This is a genomic window from Amycolatopsis dendrobii, assembly GCF_014145675.1.
GTDB classification, from domain to species: domain Bacteria; phylum Actinomycetota; class Actinomycetes; order Mycobacteriales; family Pseudonocardiaceae; genus Amycolatopsis; species Amycolatopsis dendrobii.
This window is the reverse complement of the sequence record NZ_JACGZW010000010.1, coordinates 134290-152650: the sequence shown is the minus strand read 5'-3', so window position 1 is coordinate 152650 and position 18361 is coordinate 134290. Positions and strand designations below refer to the sequence as shown.

The following is an 18361-nucleotide window of genomic DNA, read 5'->3' as shown; positions in this document are numbered from 1 at the left end:
TTGATCTCGGCGGCGTGCGCGGCCGACCTGCCGAAGTGTTCGTCCTACGAGGACACAGTCGAGCGCATCGAGTGACCGATTCCTTGCCCGCTAACGAATCCGAGGGTGGTTGCCTACCCCTGAGTCGCGGTGTACACACGGCCAGGTGTCGGGATTACCAAGGTCGGCGCCGGTCACCGCGGCGCCCTGCCGGTGCGGCTGATTCCTGTGCCGCATCGGCCCGCGTGGGCTACTGCTGGTTCCGTCCCGAAGAGCACTCCGCAGCACCGGTGGGTCGTGCGGCTGCTCGTCGCGATCGGGCTGCTGGCGGGGAGCTGGCTGATCGGCGCCCTCGTCGGCGGAGACACCGCGGCGGCCGATCCGCTGGGCGGGCAGTGTCCGGCATCCGTGCCGCGGGCGGGCGGGCTCTGCCGGCTGGCTGCTGCCGCCTCGCCGGAGCACCTGACGACCAGCGTTCGCCAGGCTGCCAAGGGGGCCGACGCAGGGCGTCCGGCGAGCAAGAAGGACAGTGCTGCTCCGACCGGCCCGATGCCGGACGTCGTGCGTGCTGGCAAGCGGGCGTTGGACACGGTGACCCAGACAAAGCCGATCCACCGGACGATCCACGCGGTGACCACCCGCAGAACGCCCGTGCAATCGATCACGGCGCCGCTCACGAGCACCGCGCGGCGGGTGACCGACGAACTGCCTGGTCTCCTTGGCGCCGCACAGTCGATCAGCAACGAGGTGCTCCCCGTTCCCCTCGCGACCACCGATCGGCCTCTCGGCGCGGACACCGCGCGATCAGTCACCGCTCCCCCGATCAGCAGGAGCCACCATCCGCCCCCGAAGGTCGCTCCGACCCGCGCTGATCGGCCCATCGAGGCCCGCTGCGGCAAAGCGGTCGCCGCGCCAGTACCGGCACCCCGCCCGCACAAGTCCGGTGCAACCAACTGGACCACCGACGCGCCCCAAGAGCTTCCCTCGCCGGCCACGGCGTCCTCGTGCACCCCGTTGGCTCCGGTCGGCGACGGCACGTTGAGCCAGGCTGGCGCCGGCGCGGTCATCGCGTTGGCCGTGTACGCCGGACGCGTGGTGCCCCGTACTTCCGGCGGACCGCCGCGTGCGCGGTGGTGGCGGAGCCAGCGATCGATGGCGGACCTGCCGACTGTTTTCCCTGACTGACCAGGACCGAATCCCCTCGCGCGCCGCGACCGGGCGGTGCGCGGCACCCCTTGGCTCACCGTGTCCTCCCCGAGCGGCGCGGAGCCTCCGACCGACGAGGAAAGGTCCTGTCCCCATGGAGTGGAACTTGCGGCTGGCCGCGGCCCGACGCGGCATCTGGACCGCCACCGACCTGCGCACCCGCCTGGCCGCGCACGGACTGGCCGTGTCCGCCGGGAAGATGTCCAAGTGGTGGTCCGGGCGACCGGCCAGCGTCAAACTCGGCGACCTGGACGCGCTGTGCGCGGTGCTGGGCTGTCCGGTCGACGAACTGCTGATTCCCGAGCAAACGAGCCGTCCGCGGCTGACGCCGGTGCCCGCGCCCGCGCGGCGCGCCCGCTGACGGCCTCGTTTTTCATGAATCGTGAAACGCCGCGCTAGAGACCTTTTCAGGAATCCCGAAACCTGGTCCGGCGCACTGAAAAACACCACCGCATTCCCCCAGATTTTCCTTACCTGGCAAGACAATCTGGTGTTTGCTTCCCCGGCGCGAAGGATGTTACAAAGGAGTCGCCGCATTCGCGGGATCCGGGAAAAACACAACCGAGCGTCTTCGTGCGACGGAGAGCTCTTTTCCGGGATTGATCGAAAGAAGGATCGAGAACGAAAAAGGAGCATCATGGATTCGGTGAAGTTTGAGGAACTGGACGCGCTGGCCGCCGAGGTGCTGCCGGAGCGCGCGGTGCTGGGCATCGTGTCCACTCCGTTCAACAACGCCGGCGGCGGCGCGAACGGCTCCGCCTCCAGCAGCTCGGCGGCCGCGTCGGGCGGCAACACGGTCGTCTACGACGGCGGCAACCACGGCGCGACGGCGCTGTCGGCCTGCCAGTCCTCGCACTCCGAGGGCACTCCCGGCCTGACCGGGACGCTCGGGCTGGGCTCCAACAACCCCGGCGAGACGATGAGCTGCACCCCGGCGGCCGTCTCCAGCTACTGAGCGCGGTGACCGCACCCGCCCGGGCGGGTGCAGGGACGCCGACGGGGCGGGGCCTGCCGTTTTCCGGCCCTGCCCCGTGCGGCGGAAACCCCAGACGACAGCGGAGAGAAGGCGACTACCGTGCACCAAGCCAAGCCCACCGCGGGTTCCGCTCCGGCGGACGCGCGTTACGCGGAGCTGGACGAGCTGGCCGGGGAGGTGCTGCCGGCCCGCACCGCGCTCTCCGCGGTCACCGGCAGCCCCGCCGCTCCGACGGCCGGCCCGGGCCGCTACGCCGTGCCCGACGGACACGGCGGAACCGTCTACTACGCCTGCCAGACCACCCACAGCGAGGGCAGCGGCGGAGTGGTCGGCGCGCTGGGACTCGGCCAGCCGCCGTCGACGACCACCACCTGCATGCCCGCCGCGGTCGAGAGCCACTGATCCGGCCGGACGCGGTGATGCCGGGGGCCGCGATCCGGCTCTGCCGCGGCTCGGGTGTCTTTCCGCGGCTGCCGAAGTGCGCTGACCGCCGGATTCCGGTCACACCGTGAGCAGTGGCCTGGTCCGGATCTACCGCCGCAGCACCAAACAGCGGGGGCACCGCCGATTGACTCGGGCCCGGGCGGCCATCCACGACCGCCGAACGACTCGGACCCCACCCGCGATCGCCGACCGCCACCGACGAGACCGCCGCCTTCCGGACGACACCGGCCCGCGGCGTGCCAGGGCCCCCGTCGAAGAAACCGCCGCCGGGGCGCGCCCGGCCGTACTCAGCCCCGGAGAGGACCAGCATGTGCCCGCATCCCGGACTTCCCGCCGCCACCGCGGACAACGTCGACGCGCCTGCCGCGCCGGGCGGCGAAAGCGGGGCGGTCGCGAGGATCGGGGAAGCCGGGCCGGTCGGGTTGCTGCCGGACACCGAGCCCGTCGGGGAATTCCGCGGCAGCGGGTACCGCGAACCGCCGCTTCTCGTCGCGCGCACCGACGGGCAGCTCGTCCGGCTGCCCGCGCTGCTGTACCTGATCGTCCGGCTGCTGGTCGCCCAAGAAGCTTTCGTTCCCGAGGAACAAGAAGAGACCGAAAACCGCGACGACGCCGCGACGTTGGCGAAGGTCGCGGCGGCCGCGAGCGAGGAGTCCGGGCTGCGGCTGGAAGCCGAGCACGTCGCGTACCTGCTGGACCGCAAGCTCGCCCCGCTCGGACTGACCACCTGCGCCGACGGCACCGTGCCGGAATTGGCCCGGCACAACCCTTTCCTGGCCTTGCGGGTGCGCGTCCAGGTGCTCGCCCCGGCGGCCACGTGGGTCGTCGGCGGGATGCTGGGGTGGTTGTTCTTCCCGGTCGTGATCGCGCTCCTGCTGGCCGCCGCTGGCGTCGCGGAGTGGTGGCTGCTCGCCGGGCACAGCGTGTCCGATGCGATGAGCAGCACCCTCGCCGACCCGGTCGGCGTGCTGACAGTGCTCGGGCTCGCGGTCGCGTCGACCGGGTTCCACGAATGCGGGCACGCCGCCGCCTGCCGTTATTCCGGTGCCGTCCCGGGCGGGATGGGCGCCGGGATTTACCTGGTGTGGCCCGCTTTCTACACCGACATCACCGACACGTACCGGCTCAACCGCGCCGGGCGGCTGCGCACCGATCTGGGCGGCGTGTACTTCAACGCGATCTTCGCGCTCGCCCTCGCCGCCGCCTACTTCAGCACGGGCTGGGCGCCGCTGCTCGTGGCGGTGCTGTCGGTGAACCTGGAGATCGTGCAGCAACTCCTGCCGACGCTGCGCTTCGACGGCTACTACCTCATGGCGGACCTCGTCGGCGTGCCGGACCTGTACCGCTACATCGGCCCGATCCTCTCCCATTACCTCCTGCGCCGCCCGCGCGACGCGCGTCTGGACGCGTTGAAGCGCTGGCCGCAGACCGCTGTCACGACGTGGGTGCTGCTGATCGTGCCCGCTCTCGCGCTGGAGCTGGGCTATGTCGCCTGGCAGGTCCCGGGGCTGGTGCGCACGGACGTCCAGGCGGTGTCCGGCCTGATTTCGCACGCCGCGGCCGATCCGCATCCCGTGCTGGGCGCGATCTCGGCGGCCGTGCAGATCTTGCTGCTGGCGCTGCCGATCGCCGGGATCGCCGCGATCGCCTGGCAACTCGGCCGTGCTCTGTGGCGACTCGCCCGGCTGCGCCTTCCCGGCCTGGTCCGCAAGATCACCGACGGACCGGAACCGGCCCGGGCCCGGCGGCGCCGGCTGGCTTTCGGCGCTCTTGCCGCGGCGTTGGCGATTCCCGTCGGCGGAGGGGTCGGCTGGGCGTTGGGCGTTCTGCCCGGCAGCCGGCCCGCGGAACCGGCGGCCGCCAGCCCGGCGCCCGCGCAACCGGAACAGCGCCCGAGCACCTCCTCGTCCGCACTGTCGCCTTCTTCCCCTTCCCCGGCGCCCGCTCCGTCGGACGCGGTGGCAGCGCAGGAAACCGCCCAGGAACCGACGCCGCGGGCCGAAACCCGCCGCCCGGCCAGGCACAGCACCCCGCGGTCCCGCACGCAGCGTCCGGCCGGACCGACTGGACCGGCCGGATCGACCGGGCATCGCGACACCGGCGCGCCCGCACCGCGGCCCGGACCGAACGGCGGCGGCCCGCCGGCCGGGCAACCGCCCGCCGAGAGCGGACCGCCGCCGTTGTCCCCGACCCAGAGCCCGTCCTGCCCGCTGCTGGGCGTCTCGATGAATTGCTGAGGAGTTGGTTGCCATGCCCGTACCGCGCACGATCCGCCGGACCTCGATCACCGTCGCGACAGCCCTCGCCGGCGGGGTGCTGGCCGCGGGGACCGCCAATGCGGACCCGTCGCTGTCGAATCCGCTGAACCGCTCTGCTTCCGCGACGGCCACGAGTTCCGACGGAGCCGCCCACGCGGTGGCGCGCTGCCCGTCCGGCTACCACGTCTCCTCGGGCGGCTACGCGGTTTCCAGCTACGGACCGGCCGTCTACACGAACCGGCCCGCCGACGACGGCGCGGGCTGGGAGGTATACGCGAGCGGACACACCGAGAAACCGTTCCAGCTCAAGGCTTACGCACGCTGCACGCTGGTCTGATCCCCATCCGTCGAATGAAGGTGAGTTGTCATGTCCGATGCCGTCCGCTGGTGCCGAATCGCGACGGTCGCCGCCGGTGCGGCGCTGGCCTTCGCCGCCATGACCGCGACAGCCAGCGCGACGCAGGTGTGTCCGATGTCCGTCCCGGCCGATCAGGGAATCCACGGCTGCGGCCCGATCCACCGCGACCCGCCGGCCCCGGCCCAGCCTGGTTCGCCGGAACAGCTGGCCCAGCTCCTGCCGACGGTGAGCGTGCCCGCCCAGCCCGCGGACGGCACGCGGGCCGAGCCGGGGCCAGGCGGTCCGGCGCGGTGATCCCTCCGCGCTTTACGGATGCAGTTCCGCCCGCAGCAGCATGGCGTTGCGCAGAATCCCGTCCGGCGGGGCGGTCGTGCCGCCGTCCGTGGTCACGTAGAAGGCTCGGCCTTCCTGGCCGGGAACCCAGGCGGCACTGGACGGCCCGACCAGGCGTTCGTCGAACGGCTCGCCCGCGACGTGCCGGACTTCGCTGCCGTGCCGCGGAATGAGCGGCACTCGGTCGAGCGTGTTGGCGCGATGCCTTGTCACGTAAGCGAACCCGGCCTCGTCGTCGAGGGCGAAGTCGTCGGCGTTGTCGATCGCGGCGACGAATTCCGCGGCACCGGCCGGGTCGAGCGTCTCGGGATCGACCGGCACGCGCATGAAGACTTTCTGCGCGGTGGACGTGTAGTAGAGGTATCCGGTCCGCGCGCTGTACCGGACGCCGTTGACGCCTGGCTGCCGCGGCGGGGCGATCTCGGCGTCCGGGTCGTCGGCCATGGTGTCGTGGGCCAGCCAGATCCGGGCCCGCGCACCGCGGGCGTCGGCGTCGAGGTCGACGCGCCAGATCAGCCCGGCGAAGCAGTCGGCGACGGCCAGTACTCCGCGGCCGAGCAGGCAGCTGCCGTTGAGTGCGCGCACGCGGTCGTCGAAGGTGAAGATGATCTCCGGGGCGACCGGTTCGCCCGGCGTCCAGCCGGTGAGGTCCAGCCGGGCCAGATGCGATTCGTGCGTCGTGTACCCCTCGGTCAGGCTGAGCACGAAGACGTCCGGCCGGACCTCGGCGATCCCCGTCACGGGATGGTCGAAGCGGTGCACGAGAACGGGGCGCCGCGGCTCCGGCACGATCCACAGCTCCTGTTGCAGGAGGACGGTGACCAGCACCGACCCGTCGGAGCGGACGGCGAGGTTTTCCGGGAAGTACTTCTCCGGGAAGGCCGCGACCGGGGTCAGCGTGAGGTCCGGGACGGGGGTCATCGGCATGGCGGGTTCTCCTGACACTAAAAGAGGACGGACATCCGCTTTTCTTTTACGCTAGGCTTCCCTCCCGACGGGTGTCAAGGCGAGGAGCGGACGTTGCCGAGGGTGAGCCAGCAGTACAAGGACGACCAGCGGGGCGAAATCCTGGCGGCCGCGCGCCGCTGTTTCCTCCGCGACGGCTTCCACCGCACGTCGATGCAGGACGTCTTCACCGAGGCGGGCAAGTCCGCGGGCGCGGTCTACCGGTACTTCCCGAAGAAGGACGACATGATCGTCGCGGTCGCCGCGCAGAACCTCGACGACGTCACCGGCGTGCTGCGCACAGCCCTCGCTCGCGGCAGCGGCGAGCACGGCGTCGGCGAGGTGATGGCGGAACTGCTGGAGGCCGTCACCGACCTGCACCGCGACCGGGAACTGGCGAGCATGGCCGTGCTGGTCTGGTCGGAAGCCCAGCGCAACCCGGACCTCGCCGAACGCCTCACCGCCGCATCGGCCGAGATGAGCGCCGAGGTGGCCGGCCTCGTGCGCAGCCGCCAGGAGGCCGGGACCTGGACCGGCGCACCTGCCGAGGCTCTCGCGCAGGCGATTGTGGCGCTCCTGCCCGGGTTTCTCTTCAACCTGGCGCTGTCCGGGCCGGACGGCGTGACCGGGTTCCCCGACGCGGTCCGCACGCTTTTGCCGCGGTGAACCCCGCTTAACACCCGGCGCACCGGGTATCCCCTCCGGACTGAACTGGGGACAGACTGGGGAGACCGTGCGACAACGCGCCATTACGGCCAGGCTGCTCACCGCGCACGGCATCACCGGCCTCGGCGACGGTTTGTGGTTCACCGTGTGGGCTGTCTACCTCACCCGGATCAGGGGCTTCCCGGCCGCGGAAATGGGCGTCGGCATGGGATTGGGCAGCGGGATCGGGCTGCTCGCCGTCCTGCCGATGGGTGTTCTCGCCGACCGGGCCGGGCCGCGGATCCTGCTCGTCGCGCTGTCCGCCGCGCGAGCGACCGCGGTCGTGGGGTTCGTCTGGGTGGACAGCCTGTGGTCGCTGATCCTCGCGTCGGCTGTTTCCGCTGGTGCGCAGAGCGCCGCCGGCGGAGTCCGGGTAACCCTTGTCTGCAAACTGACAGCGCAGGAATCGCGGCTGCGGGTTCTCGCGCAGTCGAGAGTCGTCCAGCACATCTCCTACGCGCTCGGCGGCCTCGCGGGTGGCGCGGTGCTGACGGTCGGCACTGCGACGCCGTTCTTCGCTGCGTTGCTGGTGACTGCGGCCGCGTACTTGGCCGCGGCCGGTTTGACGTCTCGGGTTCCGCACGTTCCGCCGGTCCCGCAGGCGCGTCAGCACGTCGCCACCCGGGCGGTGCGCGACTGGCCGTTCCTCGCCGTCATGCTCGCCACCGCGCCCCTGACGTTGTGCTGGGCGATGCTCTCGACCGGGCTTCCGGTGTGGGTTTTCCAGGCGACGGCCGCCCCTCCGTGGACTTCGGCGTTCGCCGTCGTGGTCAGTTCGCTTGCGATCGCATTGTTGCAGGTGCGCTTCACTGAGGGTGCGAAGCGGGTGGTCAACGCGGTGCGCGCGGCGCGCTGGGCGGGGATTTTCCTGGCACTCGCGTGCTTGCTGTACGCGACGGGTGCGTGGCCGCGCAGCACGCTCCTGGCCTTCGCGGTGCTCGCCGCCGGAGTCGTGGCCATGTTCGTCGGGGAGCTTTTCTTCGTGTCGTGCCGGTGGGGGTTGTCGCTGCGGTTGATGGCGCGGGACGCGGAAGGGCAATACCAGGGCGTTGTCGCGACGACCGAATCCGCCGTCAGCGCGGTCGGCCCGGCGGTCGTCACCGGGCTGCTGGCCGGTGCGGGAGCCGGTGGCTGGCTGATTCTCGCGGGGATCGTTCTCGTGCCGGTGCTTCCGGTGCCCGCGCTGGTGCGCCGGGCGTTGCGCACGCGTCAGCGGGCCGGGTTTGCGTCTGTCGCGGAGAGCGAGTGAGATGCTCTGATGCTCATCCCGTCCGAAGTCGCCCCGGTCGCCTGGCGCAACGGCGCAGGCACCACCCGCGAACTCGCCGCCGACGCCGATCCGTCCCGGTGGCGGATCAGCGTCGCGGACCTGCTCGAGGACGCGCCGTTCTCGTCTTTCCCGGGAATCGACCGGCTTTTCACCGCTCTCGGGCCGCTCCGGCTGACCGTCAACGGGACCCCGACGGACCTCGGGCGCGGCGACCAGATCCGGTTCGCCGGGGAGGACACCGTGAGCGTCGCCCTGGATCAGCCGACCCGCGCCCTCAACGTGATGACCCGGCGCGGGCTGTACCGGGCGGAGGTCGTCCTTCGCTCCCCCGCGGAGAGCGGCACGGACGGAGCGGTCGCGACGATCGACCTCGGCGGGCAAATCGCCGACGTTTTCCTCACGACGCTGGCATGATGCAGCGATGACCAGCACCGCCCGGCGCATGTTCGAGCTCCTTGAGCCGATCTGCCTCGTCACCTTCTTCGCCGACGAATGCAACGAGGAACTGGCCGCACTCGGCCACCGCACCTACTGGGACGGGTACTTCGCCAGCCGGGCCGCGCCGCTGGGCCGGGTGCCGGCGGAGGTCGTCCACGCAGCGTTCTACAACTTCGCCGACGGTGAGGCCGCGCGGCACATCCCGAGCGCGTGGGAGACGATCCCGCCCGAGGCGTCCGTCGCGGCGCGGGAACGAGGCAGCGCCGCTTCGGTGCGCCGGATCCTCGGCGACGAACTGGCCAGCTCGCCGGGACTGGTGCGCGCCGCCGATCTGACCGCCAAGGCCGCGACGAGCGCCCCCGTCGAGGGCCGGATGATGTACGCCGGGATGCGCACCCTGCCGGTGCCGAGCGATCCCGTTGCCCGGCTGTGGCATTCCGCGACCATGCTGCGCGAGCATCGCGGGGACGGGCACATCGCCGCGCTGGTCGGCGCGCGGATCGGCGGGGCGGAAGCGCATATCCTCTCCGCGCTGGAGATGGGAATCCACCCGCCGGAGTCGTTCGGGCGCGTGCATCACCTGCCGAAGAAGCGGTTGGCCGCGATCATGAACGGCCTGCGCGAACGAGGTCTCGTCGACGCCGAGGGCCGGTTCACCGAGGCGGGCCGTGCGGTGAAGCAGCGCATCGAGAGCATGACCGACGAGCTCGCCGCTGCGCCGTATGAAGCTCTGTCGGCGGCCGAACTCGACGAGCTGATCGCCGTGCTGGAACCGATCACGGCGAAGCTGGTGGCCGCCGGATCGCGGTGACGTAACAAGCCCGGCCCTCGCCGCGACTTCGGGTAACCCGAGTCACGACGAGGTGCCTCATGTCCATCGCCAAAGCCTTCGCCACCACCACCGCTGCCGCTGAACCCACCAGCGGCAACCTCGGCGACGCCGCACCGGCGGGCACGAAGAACGTCAGCGATTTCGTCACCGTCCAATCGCTGACCAACTTCGCCGCCATGACCGGTGCGGTTTCCGCGGCGTGGGGCGGCGCGCAGCGTCTGTGGAATCCCTTGCACGGCCAATGGTTCCCGTTCACCCTCTGTGCCCTGTTCGGCCTCGTCTCGCTGCTCGCGTCCCGGCCCGGCGAGAAAGCGCTCGACGCCGACGGCACCCCGTTGCCCAATCAGGCCGCGCCGTTCGTCCGCTGGCTCCAGCCGTCGTTTATCGCGCTGGTCAACGTCTTCGTGCTCTACGGGGCCGTCGTCGGAGCAGTCACCGCGATCAAGTGACCTCAGTCGTGCCGCGCGGCGAGGCGGACGGCGTCCGTCGCAGCGACCTCCTTGGGCGTCCGGCGTTGCGCGCCCACCCCGAGGAATCCGCCCTCCTGGTTCACCTCGGCGACGACGGTGGCGATCTCCACCAGGAACTCGCGGAAGTCCGGCAGCTCCGCCGGCGCGGCGCTCGCGACGATCGACGCGGCCGAGCGGATGGTCTTTTCCGCGTACGGCAGGTATTCGGAGTATTTGACGCCCGGCCGCAGGCCCGTGTCGAAGGCCGACGAGGCGGCGACCTCGCGGATGAACCGCCGCGGGTGCGCGACGCTCGCTTCCCGCAAGGTCTTCACCAGCGCGAACATTTCGTCCGAATCGACCCCGCCGACCGAAAGCCCGACCAGGATCCCGGACGCCATCATCGCGCGTTGCAGGGTCGCCCAGTCCTCGGCCGTGAAGTCCTCCTCGCCTTTCGCCGCGAGCCGCTTTCCGCGACCCAGCATCCCGGCGCGGTCCGGGAGGGGTCCACGGCACCCGTGCCCGACTGTCCACTGAGGACTTTCAATGACCGGAGCGCGGCAACGAGGACAGCGATACGGAAAAGAAGCCGTTTTCCGGGCCAATTCGTCCAGCACGGCGACAACGCGGTCTCCCGGTGCGGCGTTTTCGCATTCGGCGCGCTGCCGAGGGACGGCGTTTCCTCCGGCCCGGAATCGCCTGCCCGGCAGGCAGCGCTCCGCTGCCCGGGCGCACGTCTCCCGCAATGACGCGGGAACGCTCAGTGTGCACGATCTCGAGTTCGATTGCGCCATGAGCCACGACGCGGGGGGACCCTCGGCACCGTGCAGTCCGGCTCGATCGTCCGGCAGCACTTCCCCGACGGCGAAGTGCCGGCCCGGGTGGGCCGCAGGCCCGATCCGGTGCGGCTGATCGGCGACCGGCCGGTTTCCCCGGCGGCCGCGCGGCGTGCCATCGCGTACCTGCGCGAGGGCGGCTGCGCCGATCCGGAACTGAGCCAGCAGCCGCTGCTCGTCCCGGCCGCGTCGCACCTGCTGGCGACCAGCGTGTGACCGCGCTGAACTCCCGGGTCGTGCTCGAACAGGCCAAGGGGATTCTCGCCGCGCACCTGAGCATCGAGGCGGGAGAGGCGTTCTAACGGCTGCGCACGCACGCCCCGCACGCAACGGATGAAGCTCAGCGAGGTCGCGGACCGGATCGTCCGGGGAGCGTCCCCGTCCGGGCTGTCCTCGATCGCCTGAGCCCCTATTTCCGATTCATGCCCGCTCGGCAATGCTTTAGCCTCGTCCGGTGGACCGGGGAGGCTACGCGATGGCGCTGGAGTTCCGGGTGCTGGGCGAGGTCGGCGCGACCGCGGGCGGCGAGGTGCTGGCGGTCGGGCACGCGCGGCAGCGGCTCGTGCTGGCCGCTCTGCTGCTCGACGCCGGCCGGGTCGTTCCGGCCGATCAGCTCGTGAGCAGGGTGTGGGGCGAGCATCCGCCGTCCCGCGTCGCGAACGCGCTGCAGACCTACGTCGCGCGCCTCCGCCGGGTCCTGCAGCCGCACGGCGGCGGCATCGAACGGCGGTCCGGCGGATACGTCATCCCGCTGCCCAGGCCGGACGCGCTCGATCTGCACCAGTTCGCCGACCTGGTCAGCCAGGCCCGCGCGACCGCCGACGACGCCGAGGCCGCGCGGTTGTACGAGCGGGCCCTCGACCGGTGGCAGGGCGACGCCTTGCTCGGGCTCGATTCGGCGTGGGCCGACAACGTCCGGCATTCCCTCACCCGCCAGCGCACCGCCGCCGAACTCGACTACGCCGACCGGCAGTTGCGCCGAGGACAGCACGGTGCCGTCCTCAGTCTCCTGGCCCGGCGCGCGGACGAATACCCGCTGGACGAACGCATCGCTGCCGCCCTCATGCGCGCCCTGCACCACAGCGGCCGCACGGACGAAGCCCTCGCCCGCTATCAGCGAACCCGCACGATGCTTCTCGACGAACTCGGTGCTGACCCGTCCCCGCACCTGCGCGCGGTGCACGAGGAAATCCTTGCCGCCCAAACCCCTACGCCCGCGCCGTTGCGGGCGTGGGCCGCGCCCGTCCCCCAGCAGCTTCCGTCCCCGCCGCCTCGGTTCGCCGGCCGCGAAGACGAACTGCGCCACCTCGACACCCTCGCCGGACAACACCCCACCGTCCCCGTCACCGTCCTGCACGGCGGGGGCGGAATGGGCAAAACCGCACTCGCGCTGCACTGGGCCCATCGGCAATCGACCGCGTTCCCGGACGGCCGCCTCTACGCCGACCTGCGCGGCTTCAGCCCGGACGGAGACCCGACCGCGCCTGATGTCGCGCTACGCGGTTTTCTGCACGCACTCGGCGTCACCGGCACTGCCATCCCCGCCGACCCCGACGCGCAGACCGCGCTCTACCGCACGCTTCTCGCCGGGAAACGCGTCCTCGTCGTCCTCGACAATGCCCGCGACACCAGCCAGATCACGCCGCTGCTGCCGGGCGAGCCGAGTTGCGCCGTCGTCGTGACCAGCCGCAACCGCATGACCAGCCTGACGACAACGCACGGCGCCACACCGCTCGCGGTCCGGCCGCTGCCCGCGTCACACGCCCGAAGCGTCCTGCTCGCCCGGCTCGGCCCGGATTATCTCGATGCCGACCCCGACGCTGCCGAACAACTCGTCACCCGTTGCGCCGGCTCTCCCCTGGCGCTGGGAATCCTGGCCGCCCGCGCCGCCGAACACCCCGGCTTCCCGTTGGCCGCGCTGGCCGCCGAACTCACCGACGTGAGCGCGCTCGACGACGGCGACGCCAGTGTCGCCGCGGTCCTGTCGTGGTCCCTGCGCGCGCTCCCGGCGCAGCACGCCGAGGTATTCGAATTGCTCGGCCTCGCACCCGGACCCGACATCAGCGTCCGCGCGGCCGCCAACCTCACCGGGTTGTCCCCCAACGCGGTCGCGGCGATTCTTCTTGCCCTGGAACGAGTTTCCCTCGTGGAGCAGGACTCGCCCGGCCGCTACCGGATGCACGACCTGGTCCGCCTTTTCGCGAGGACCCACACCGGCCTTCCCGCCGAGGCGCGCACCGCCGCGCTGGTCCGCGTCATCGGCTACTACACTGGCACCGCGCTGGCCGGAAACCGTGTCCTGCATCCGCACGGAGTTCTCCCGCAGGGCATCGACACCGGACACGACCATCCCTATCCGCATCCGCCGGCGAGCACCGGCGAAGCCCTCGACTGGTTCGACGCGGACCACGACTGCCTTCTCGACGCCCAGCGCGTCGCCTCCGCGCAAGCGTGGCACCAACCCGCGTGGCAGATCGCCTTGGCCTTGACCGCGTACCACTACCGGCGCGGATTCCTGCACGACGACCTCGCGGTCTGGCCCCTCGCCGTGCAGGCAGCCGACGCGCTCGGAACTCCGGAAACCCGCGTCCTCGCCCACCGCCGCTACGGACTGGCCTGCGCCCGCGGAGCTCGGCACGACGACGCCCTCGCCCACCTCGCCGAAGCCCTGGACCTGGCCGGCCGGGGCGAGGACCGGCGCGTCCGGGCGATCATCGAACACGACCTCGCCCAAACCTGGGAACTGCACGGCGACCAGCGCGCCGCGCTCGAGCACGCCCAGCGCTCGCTGGCGCTGTTCCGCCCGCTCGGAAACCCGGTGTGGGAAGCACAGGCCCAGAACGGCGTCGGCTGGTATCTCACCCTCCTCGGCCGGCACGAGCAGGCCCGGCCGCATTGCGAGCGCGCGCTCCGGCTTTACCGGGCAGCGAACCATCCGGCGGTAGCCGACGTCCTCGACAGCCTCGCGCACATCGCCCACCACACCGGCCGCCACGCCGACGCCATCGAGCATTACCGCGAAGCGCTCGCGCTGTACCGGGAATCCGGCAACACCTACCTCGAAGCCGACACCCTCGAACATCTCGGCCACACCCACCGCGAAACGGGCGACTCCGGCAAGGCCCGCGCGGCGTGGCAGCTGGCGCTCGACCTGTTCCGCGCCCAAGGCCGGTTCGCGGAGGTCAACGCGGTGGAAACGGCACTGGCCCGGCTCGATTCCGGGAGGACGTCCGCGTCGCGGTGAACCGCGCAGTCCAGCAGGCGGTTGTTCTAGCGGTCGCGCCGCAGCAATGCGCGTCCGGTGAGTTTCCGGTCCGCGGCAAGCAAATACGCGACCGGCGACTTCGTCACCTGCTGCCGACGAGCCTTCGCCTTCCCCGCCAGATAGGGCACGAGCGTCACGGCGACCGCCGCCCCCGCTACCGCCAACTGCCCGCCCGCGGCGGCGACACTGCCGAGCACTGTGCCCGCAGCAACGTTGAGGTCGATCTTCTGCACCAGCGTTCCCGCGGAAGCCTCGATGCCCATTCCGCGCAACGCTTTGCGGAGTTCGTCCAGCTGCGGCCGCGTCCGGGTTTCGTACAGCGCGCGCAGATGCGCTGCCGCCACTTCCAGATTCTCCACTGCGGCGACGGCTTGCAGTTCCGGGCCGAGGCTCGCGACGTGCGCCTGGAACGCGGCGAGTCCGGCCCGGTGCGTTTCCCGGAACCTGATGAGCTTTTCCACCGGCACCCGGTCCACATGGGACGGTTCGAGCACCGTCTCGAGCGCGATCTGCAGGTAGGCGCCGGAGACGTTTTCCACCGCCGGAAGCGGAACGTGCTCGTCGAACACCAGCGACACCAGCCGGTCGAGCGCACCGGTCGCGTGGTGCATGCGCGGGTCGTCGGTGACCGGTGACAGCGCTTCGCGCCTGCTCATCGCGTCGGCCAGCACGGCGAGGTAGATCGAGGCCAGTTTCGGGTCGAGGCCGACCCATGGCCCGTCCATCGGCACCGCGAGGCCGATGCCGAGAAGCCCGTCCCGCAGGGTGCTGGTCATCTTCGCGCCGGGGCCGTCGACCGGGACCGCAGTCAGCACCTCGACCGGTGGCGGCCCCGTCACCACGTGCTGGGTGATCGGCGGCGCGTACCCGCGCCAGCCCGGCCCTCTCAGGTCTCCGTGGAACGTTCGCGGCTCGTCCAGCCCGAACCGGTCCAGCAGGCGGCCGGGATCCACGTCGAAGATCTCGCCGAACGACTCGGCGACGACGTCCAGGACAGCGGCGCTCGGCGCGGTCTCCACGAGGAAGTCGGTCTCGGCGCGAAGACGGCGGACGAGGTCCCCGTCCCGGTCTTCCGCCCCGGGCGGGCGCATCCGGGCCAGACGATCCCAGGTCAGCAGCGCGAGCTTGAGCCAGTTGTCGTTCTGGACGTGCGTCCACGGGTAGTACAGGGCGAGCGACGGCATGCTGCTCCTTCACCTGGCTCCGGCGTTCCGGCAAGCTGGACCCGTGCCCATGGAATCAGCGATCGACAACCCCGCCAAGGCTCAGTTCGAGTACTTCGTCAACGAGCACCGCGACGCGCTTCAGCACTGCCTCGACGGGCTCACCGAGGAGCAGGCCCGCCGGTCGCTCGTGCCGTCGAAGACCACGTTGCTCGGGCTGGTCAAACACGTGACCTTCGTGGAGAAGGTCTGGTTCGACGAAGCCGTCACCGGTCGTTCCCGGGCCGAGATCGGGATCCCGGAGACGCCCGACGAATCGTTCGACCTCGCCGAGGACGACACCATCGCGTCGATCCAGCAGGAGCACCGCGAGGCGTGCGAAGCCGCGCGTCAGGCGACCGCGCCGCTCGAACTGACCGACGTCCTGCCCGGCAACCGGCGCGGCCCGTTGCCGCTGCGCTTCGTCTACCTGCACGTTCTGCGGGAACTCGCGCAGCATTGCGGGCACGCGGACATCCTCCGCGAGCAGATCCTCGCGGAGGACGGCGCGCCGGCTACTTCTTGACCGGATACGCCTTGGGCGAGCCGTCCTTGTCGACGCCTGCCGCGGCGTACTTGCTGACCCAGTCCGGCACGAAACCCACCTCGGTGGACAGGTCCTTGCCGGTCTTGGCGTCGAGCACGATCGGCTGCCTTCCGTTGGTGTAGCCGTACAGCGCGCCGTGCCAGGCGACGGTCAGGCCGCCCGGCGCGACGCGGTTCGCGGCCTGGTCCGGCAGGCTCCACAGTTTGGTCCCGGCCTTCGCGTCGTACGCGGTCAGCACGCCGGAGTCGGTGCAGGCGAGCACCGACTGCTCGTCGTACAGGCAGTCGCCGTACGAGTCGGGGCCCAGGTTCCGGGTGCCTTCCACGGAGAACTTCTCCGCGCCTGTCGCCGGGTCGAGGAACTTCAGGAAGGCGTGGCCGCTGCTGTACTCGTTGGCCTTCAGGACCACCATCGCGGGATCGGCGGGCAGGATCTCGACCGCGCTGGACTTCGCGGCGCCGACCCACTTCTGCTGGCCGGTGGCGAGGTCGAGCGCGGTCGCCTGGACCATGGACGAATTCTCGGCCACGTTGGAGTCGACGCCGACCACGACGTCGCCGTTCAGGCTGCCCGCGTCGTAGTCCTTGCGCTCCCACAGCTGTTTCCCGGTCGCCGGGTCCAGTGCGACGGTGAGGTTGCCCTCCGACTGCGCGAAGCTCGCGACCACAGCCTTGTCGGTGACCGCGACGACGTGCGTGACCGAACGGTCGCCGCTGATCCCGTACTGGTCGTCGGCGATCTTGGTGTTCGTCTGCCAGGCCTTGGCCCCGGTTTCGGGATTCACCGCGATGACGGCGAGCGCGAGGTAGCCGGGCGTGGTGCCCTGCTCGGGCATCCGCAGCGGGACGGCCCCGACGGCGAGTTTGCCGGTGACGAGCGGCGGGCGCGGCCCGCTCTGCTCGACGAACGGGCCCTTGTGCGCGTTCGGGTCGGCGGCCGGGCCCTCGATCTTGGTGGTGAACTTCTCGCGGCCGGTGAGGACGTCGACCGCGCTCAGCGATTCGGGGGCGATGATGTAGCCGGTGCGGTCGCGCAGCGTCATGAACTTCGACGTCACCGAGCCGCCCATGTTGGCCTGCAGCGCCGTGCTGGGCAGCGCGACGCCTTTGCTCGTGTCGAACGCCATCGGCGGGTCCGCGGTGACCGCTTCCGGTTCGGCGGAGGAGGCGGGCGCCTGCCCGGCCGGTCCGGCCTGGTCGGTGGGCAGGGTCGGGGCGGCCCCGCCGCCGCACGCGGCCGTGGCCGCCAGCACCCCCAGACAGGCCGCAGTGATCAACATTCGCCGCATCGGTGTCCCCATTCTCCCGAATCACTGCTCCATTCGGAGTCGTCCGGGAACTTAGCCGACAGAACGGCCGTCTGTGCGCGAGATTGCGCAAATGCGGCGAAAAAGGTGTCACGCGTCCGCGCGGCTACCCGGACGGGTGAAACACGCCCACCCGTCCGCGTTCGGTCCGGCTGCGCATGCCTGCCATGACCTTCCGTCCGCGGATCCTTCCGGCAGCGCTGTGCGACGAGCTCGGCAGATGGCGGCCGACGCCCGCACCGGAACCGTGCCCGACTGGCATTCCCCGACCTTTGCCGCGGCCTGGCCAATCCGGCTCCCGCCCGGCGCCGAATCCCTGTCGATCAGTCCACTGTGAACGGAGAACTGCCGTGAAGACCCTTCGCCTCGCCGGTATCGGCGCAGCTGCCGCCCTCGCCCTCACCGCGTGCGGCAGCAGCACCGACGACAACGCTTCGGGCAGTTCCTCGCCGGCGATGCCGTCCTCGGCGCCGATGTCCAGCAGCAGCGGCTCCGGCGTCACCACCAACGACCAGGTCTTCGGCCCTGCCTGTTCCCAGCTCCCGCAGGGCAGCGCGCCGGGTTCGCTCGACTCGATGGGCCCGCAGCCGGTCGCGTCCGCCGCCTCGACGAACCCGCTGCTCACGAAGCTGGTCGCGGCGGTCAAGGCCACCAACCTGGTCGACACGCTCAACAGCCAGCAGGCCATCACCGTCTTCGCCCCGGCCGATCCGGCGTTCGACGCGCTCGGCGACGCGAAGTTCAAGGAGCTCGCGGCCAACCCGAACCAGCTCGCCCCGATCCTGCAGTACCACGTCGTCGGCAAGCGCTACGACGCCAAGGGCCTCGAACAGGCCGGCGCCGTCACCTCGCTGAATACCGCGGGCGGTCCGCTGAAGATCGAGGGTTCCGGCGAGAACATGACCGTCAACGGCGCGAAGATCCTGTGCGGGAACATCCCGACCAAGAACGCGACCGTTTTCGTCATCGACAAGGTGCTCACCCCCGGCGCCAACAAGAACTGAAGCCACCG

The 18361-nt window shown here is 71.0% G+C and carries 21 protein-coding genes; 17 read left to right on the top strand and 4 right to left on the bottom strand.

The features are described 5' to 3' along the window. The first annotated feature begins 192 nt into the window (after positions 1 to 192). The 7 genes from H4281_RS28955 to H4281_RS28925 all read left to right on the top strand — a co-directional run bounded on the left by H4281_RS28955 (position 193) and on the right by H4281_RS28925 (position 5515). Positions 193 to 1164: a hypothetical protein gene (locus H4281_RS28955; protein WP_182894068.1), complete on the top strand. Its 972-nt coding sequence runs from the start codon at positions 193 to 195 to the stop codon at positions 1162 to 1164. A 115-nt stretch (positions 1165 to 1279) separates the two neighbouring features. Further along, a complete protein-coding gene (locus H4281_RS28950) occupies positions 1280 to 1546 on the top strand; it encodes a helix-turn-helix domain-containing protein (protein ID WP_182894067.1) in 267 nt (88 codons plus the stop codon). Positions 1547 to 1822: 276 nt separating this feature from the next. After that, positions 1823 to 2140: a hypothetical protein gene (locus tag H4281_RS28945; RefSeq protein ID WP_037370484.1), complete on the top strand. Its 318-nt coding sequence runs from the start codon at positions 1823 to 1825 to the stop codon at positions 2138 to 2140. A 120-nt stretch (positions 2141 to 2260) separates the two neighbouring features. After that, positions 2261 to 2563, top strand: coding sequence for a hypothetical protein (locus tag H4281_RS28940; protein ID WP_182894066.1), 303 nt, complete (start codon positions 2261 to 2263; stop codon positions 2561 to 2563). Between the two features lie 350 nt (positions 2564 to 2913). Continuing rightward, positions 2914 to 4842, top strand: a complete 1929-nt coding sequence (locus H4281_RS28935) for a hypothetical protein (protein ID WP_182894065.1) — start codon at positions 2914 to 2916, stop codon at positions 4840 to 4842. Between the two features lie 13 nt (positions 4843 to 4855). Further along, on the top strand, positions 4856 to 5200 hold the full coding sequence (locus tag H4281_RS28930; RefSeq protein WP_182894064.1) for a hypothetical protein: 345 nt from the start codon (positions 4856 to 4858) through the stop codon (positions 5198 to 5200). A gap of 30 nt (positions 5201 to 5230) precedes the next feature. Continuing rightward, positions 5231 to 5515 carry a hypothetical protein gene (locus H4281_RS28925; protein WP_182894063.1) on the top strand — a complete coding sequence of 95 codons (285 nt, stop codon included), beginning with the start codon at positions 5231 to 5233 and terminating at the stop codon, positions 5513 to 5515. A 12-nt stretch (positions 5516 to 5527) separates the two neighbouring features. On the opposite strand, the gene H4281_RS28920 is transcribed toward H4281_RS28925, so the two are convergent. Then, positions 5528 to 6481: a hypothetical protein gene (locus tag H4281_RS28920; protein WP_182894062.1), complete on the bottom strand. Its 954-nt coding sequence runs from the start codon at positions 6479 to 6481 to the stop codon at positions 5528 to 5530. A 102-nt stretch (positions 6482 to 6583) separates the two neighbouring features. Here H4281_RS28920 and H4281_RS28915 point away from each other — a divergent pair, with 102 nt between their 5' ends. The 5 genes from H4281_RS28915 to H4281_RS28895 all read left to right on the top strand — a co-directional run bounded on the left by H4281_RS28915 (position 6584) and on the right by H4281_RS28895 (position 10193). After that, entirely contained in the window at positions 6584 to 7165 is a 582-nt protein-coding gene (locus tag H4281_RS28915) for a TetR/AcrR family transcriptional regulator (protein ID WP_237600930.1), read from the top strand. Between the two features lie 67 nt (positions 7166 to 7232). Then, a complete protein-coding gene (locus H4281_RS28910) occupies positions 7233 to 8453 on the top strand; it encodes an MFS transporter (RefSeq protein ID WP_182894060.1) in 1221 nt (406 codons plus the stop codon). A gap of 9 nt (positions 8454 to 8462) precedes the next feature. After that, positions 8463 to 8888: a HutD/Ves family protein gene (locus H4281_RS28905; protein WP_182894059.1), complete on the top strand. Its 426-nt coding sequence runs from the start codon at positions 8463 to 8465 to the stop codon at positions 8886 to 8888. Between the two features lie 7 nt (positions 8889 to 8895). After that, positions 8896 to 9723 carry an SCO6745 family protein gene (locus H4281_RS28900; RefSeq protein WP_182894058.1) on the top strand — a complete coding sequence of 276 codons (828 nt, stop codon included), beginning with the start codon at positions 8896 to 8898 and terminating at the stop codon, positions 9721 to 9723. Between the two features lie 59 nt (positions 9724 to 9782). After that, complete coding sequence (locus H4281_RS28895; protein ID WP_182894057.1) at positions 9783 to 10193, top strand: hypothetical protein; 411 nt, start codon at positions 9783 to 9785, stop codon at positions 10191 to 10193. Positions 10194 to 10195: 2 nt separating this feature from the next. Here the strand turns inward: H4281_RS28895 and H4281_RS28890 are convergent, their stop codons facing one another. Further along, positions 10196 to 10678, bottom strand: coding sequence for a hypothetical protein (locus H4281_RS28890; protein ID WP_182894056.1), 483 nt, complete (start codon positions 10676 to 10678; stop codon positions 10196 to 10198). Between the two features lie 339 nt (positions 10679 to 11017). Here H4281_RS28890 and H4281_RS28885 point away from each other — a divergent pair, with 339 nt between their 5' ends. From H4281_RS28885 to H4281_RS28875, 3 genes are all read left to right on the top strand, one after another. After that, entirely contained in the window at positions 11018 to 11245 is a 228-nt protein-coding gene (locus H4281_RS28885) for a hypothetical protein (protein ID WP_182894055.1), read from the top strand. Next, positions 11242 to 11331, top strand: coding sequence for an ANTAR domain-containing protein (locus tag H4281_RS28880; protein ID WP_182894054.1), 90 nt, complete (start codon positions 11242 to 11244; stop codon positions 11329 to 11331). Before H4281_RS28885 ends, H4281_RS28880 begins: the two co-directional genes overlap by 4 nt. 152 nt (positions 11332 to 11483) lie before the next feature. Then, positions 11484 to 14273, top strand: a complete 2790-nt coding sequence (locus H4281_RS28875) for an AfsR/SARP family transcriptional regulator (protein WP_312872195.1) — start codon at positions 11484 to 11486, stop codon at positions 14271 to 14273. Between the two features lie 26 nt (positions 14274 to 14299). Here the strand turns inward: H4281_RS28875 and H4281_RS28870 are convergent, their stop codons facing one another. Next, positions 14300 to 15478: a DUF6236 family protein gene (locus tag H4281_RS28870; RefSeq protein WP_182894053.1), complete on the bottom strand. Its 1179-nt coding sequence runs from the start codon at positions 15476 to 15478 to the stop codon at positions 14300 to 14302. Positions 15479 to 15527: 49 nt separating this feature from the next. On the opposite strand from H4281_RS28870, the gene H4281_RS28865 reads away from it, so the two are divergent. Then, positions 15528 to 16022: a DinB family protein gene (locus H4281_RS28865; RefSeq protein WP_182894332.1), complete on the top strand. Its 495-nt coding sequence runs from the start codon at positions 15528 to 15530 to the stop codon at positions 16020 to 16022. Here the strand turns inward: H4281_RS28865 and H4281_RS28860 are convergent. Next, positions 16012 to 17322, bottom strand: a complete 1311-nt coding sequence (locus H4281_RS28860; RefSeq protein WP_182894052.1) for an outer membrane protein assembly factor BamB family protein — start codon at positions 17320 to 17322, stop codon at positions 16012 to 16014. The genes H4281_RS28865 and H4281_RS28860 overlap by 11 nt on opposite strands. 377 nt (positions 17323 to 17699) lie before the next feature. Here H4281_RS28860 and H4281_RS28855 point away from each other — a divergent pair, with 377 nt between their 5' ends. Beyond that, the gene (locus H4281_RS28855) at positions 17700 to 18353 is read left to right on the top strand and encodes a fasciclin domain-containing protein (RefSeq protein ID WP_182894051.1); all 654 of its coding nucleotides are present in this window, start codon (positions 17700 to 17702) and stop codon (positions 18351 to 18353) included. Positions 18354 to 18361 lie beyond the last annotated feature (8 nt).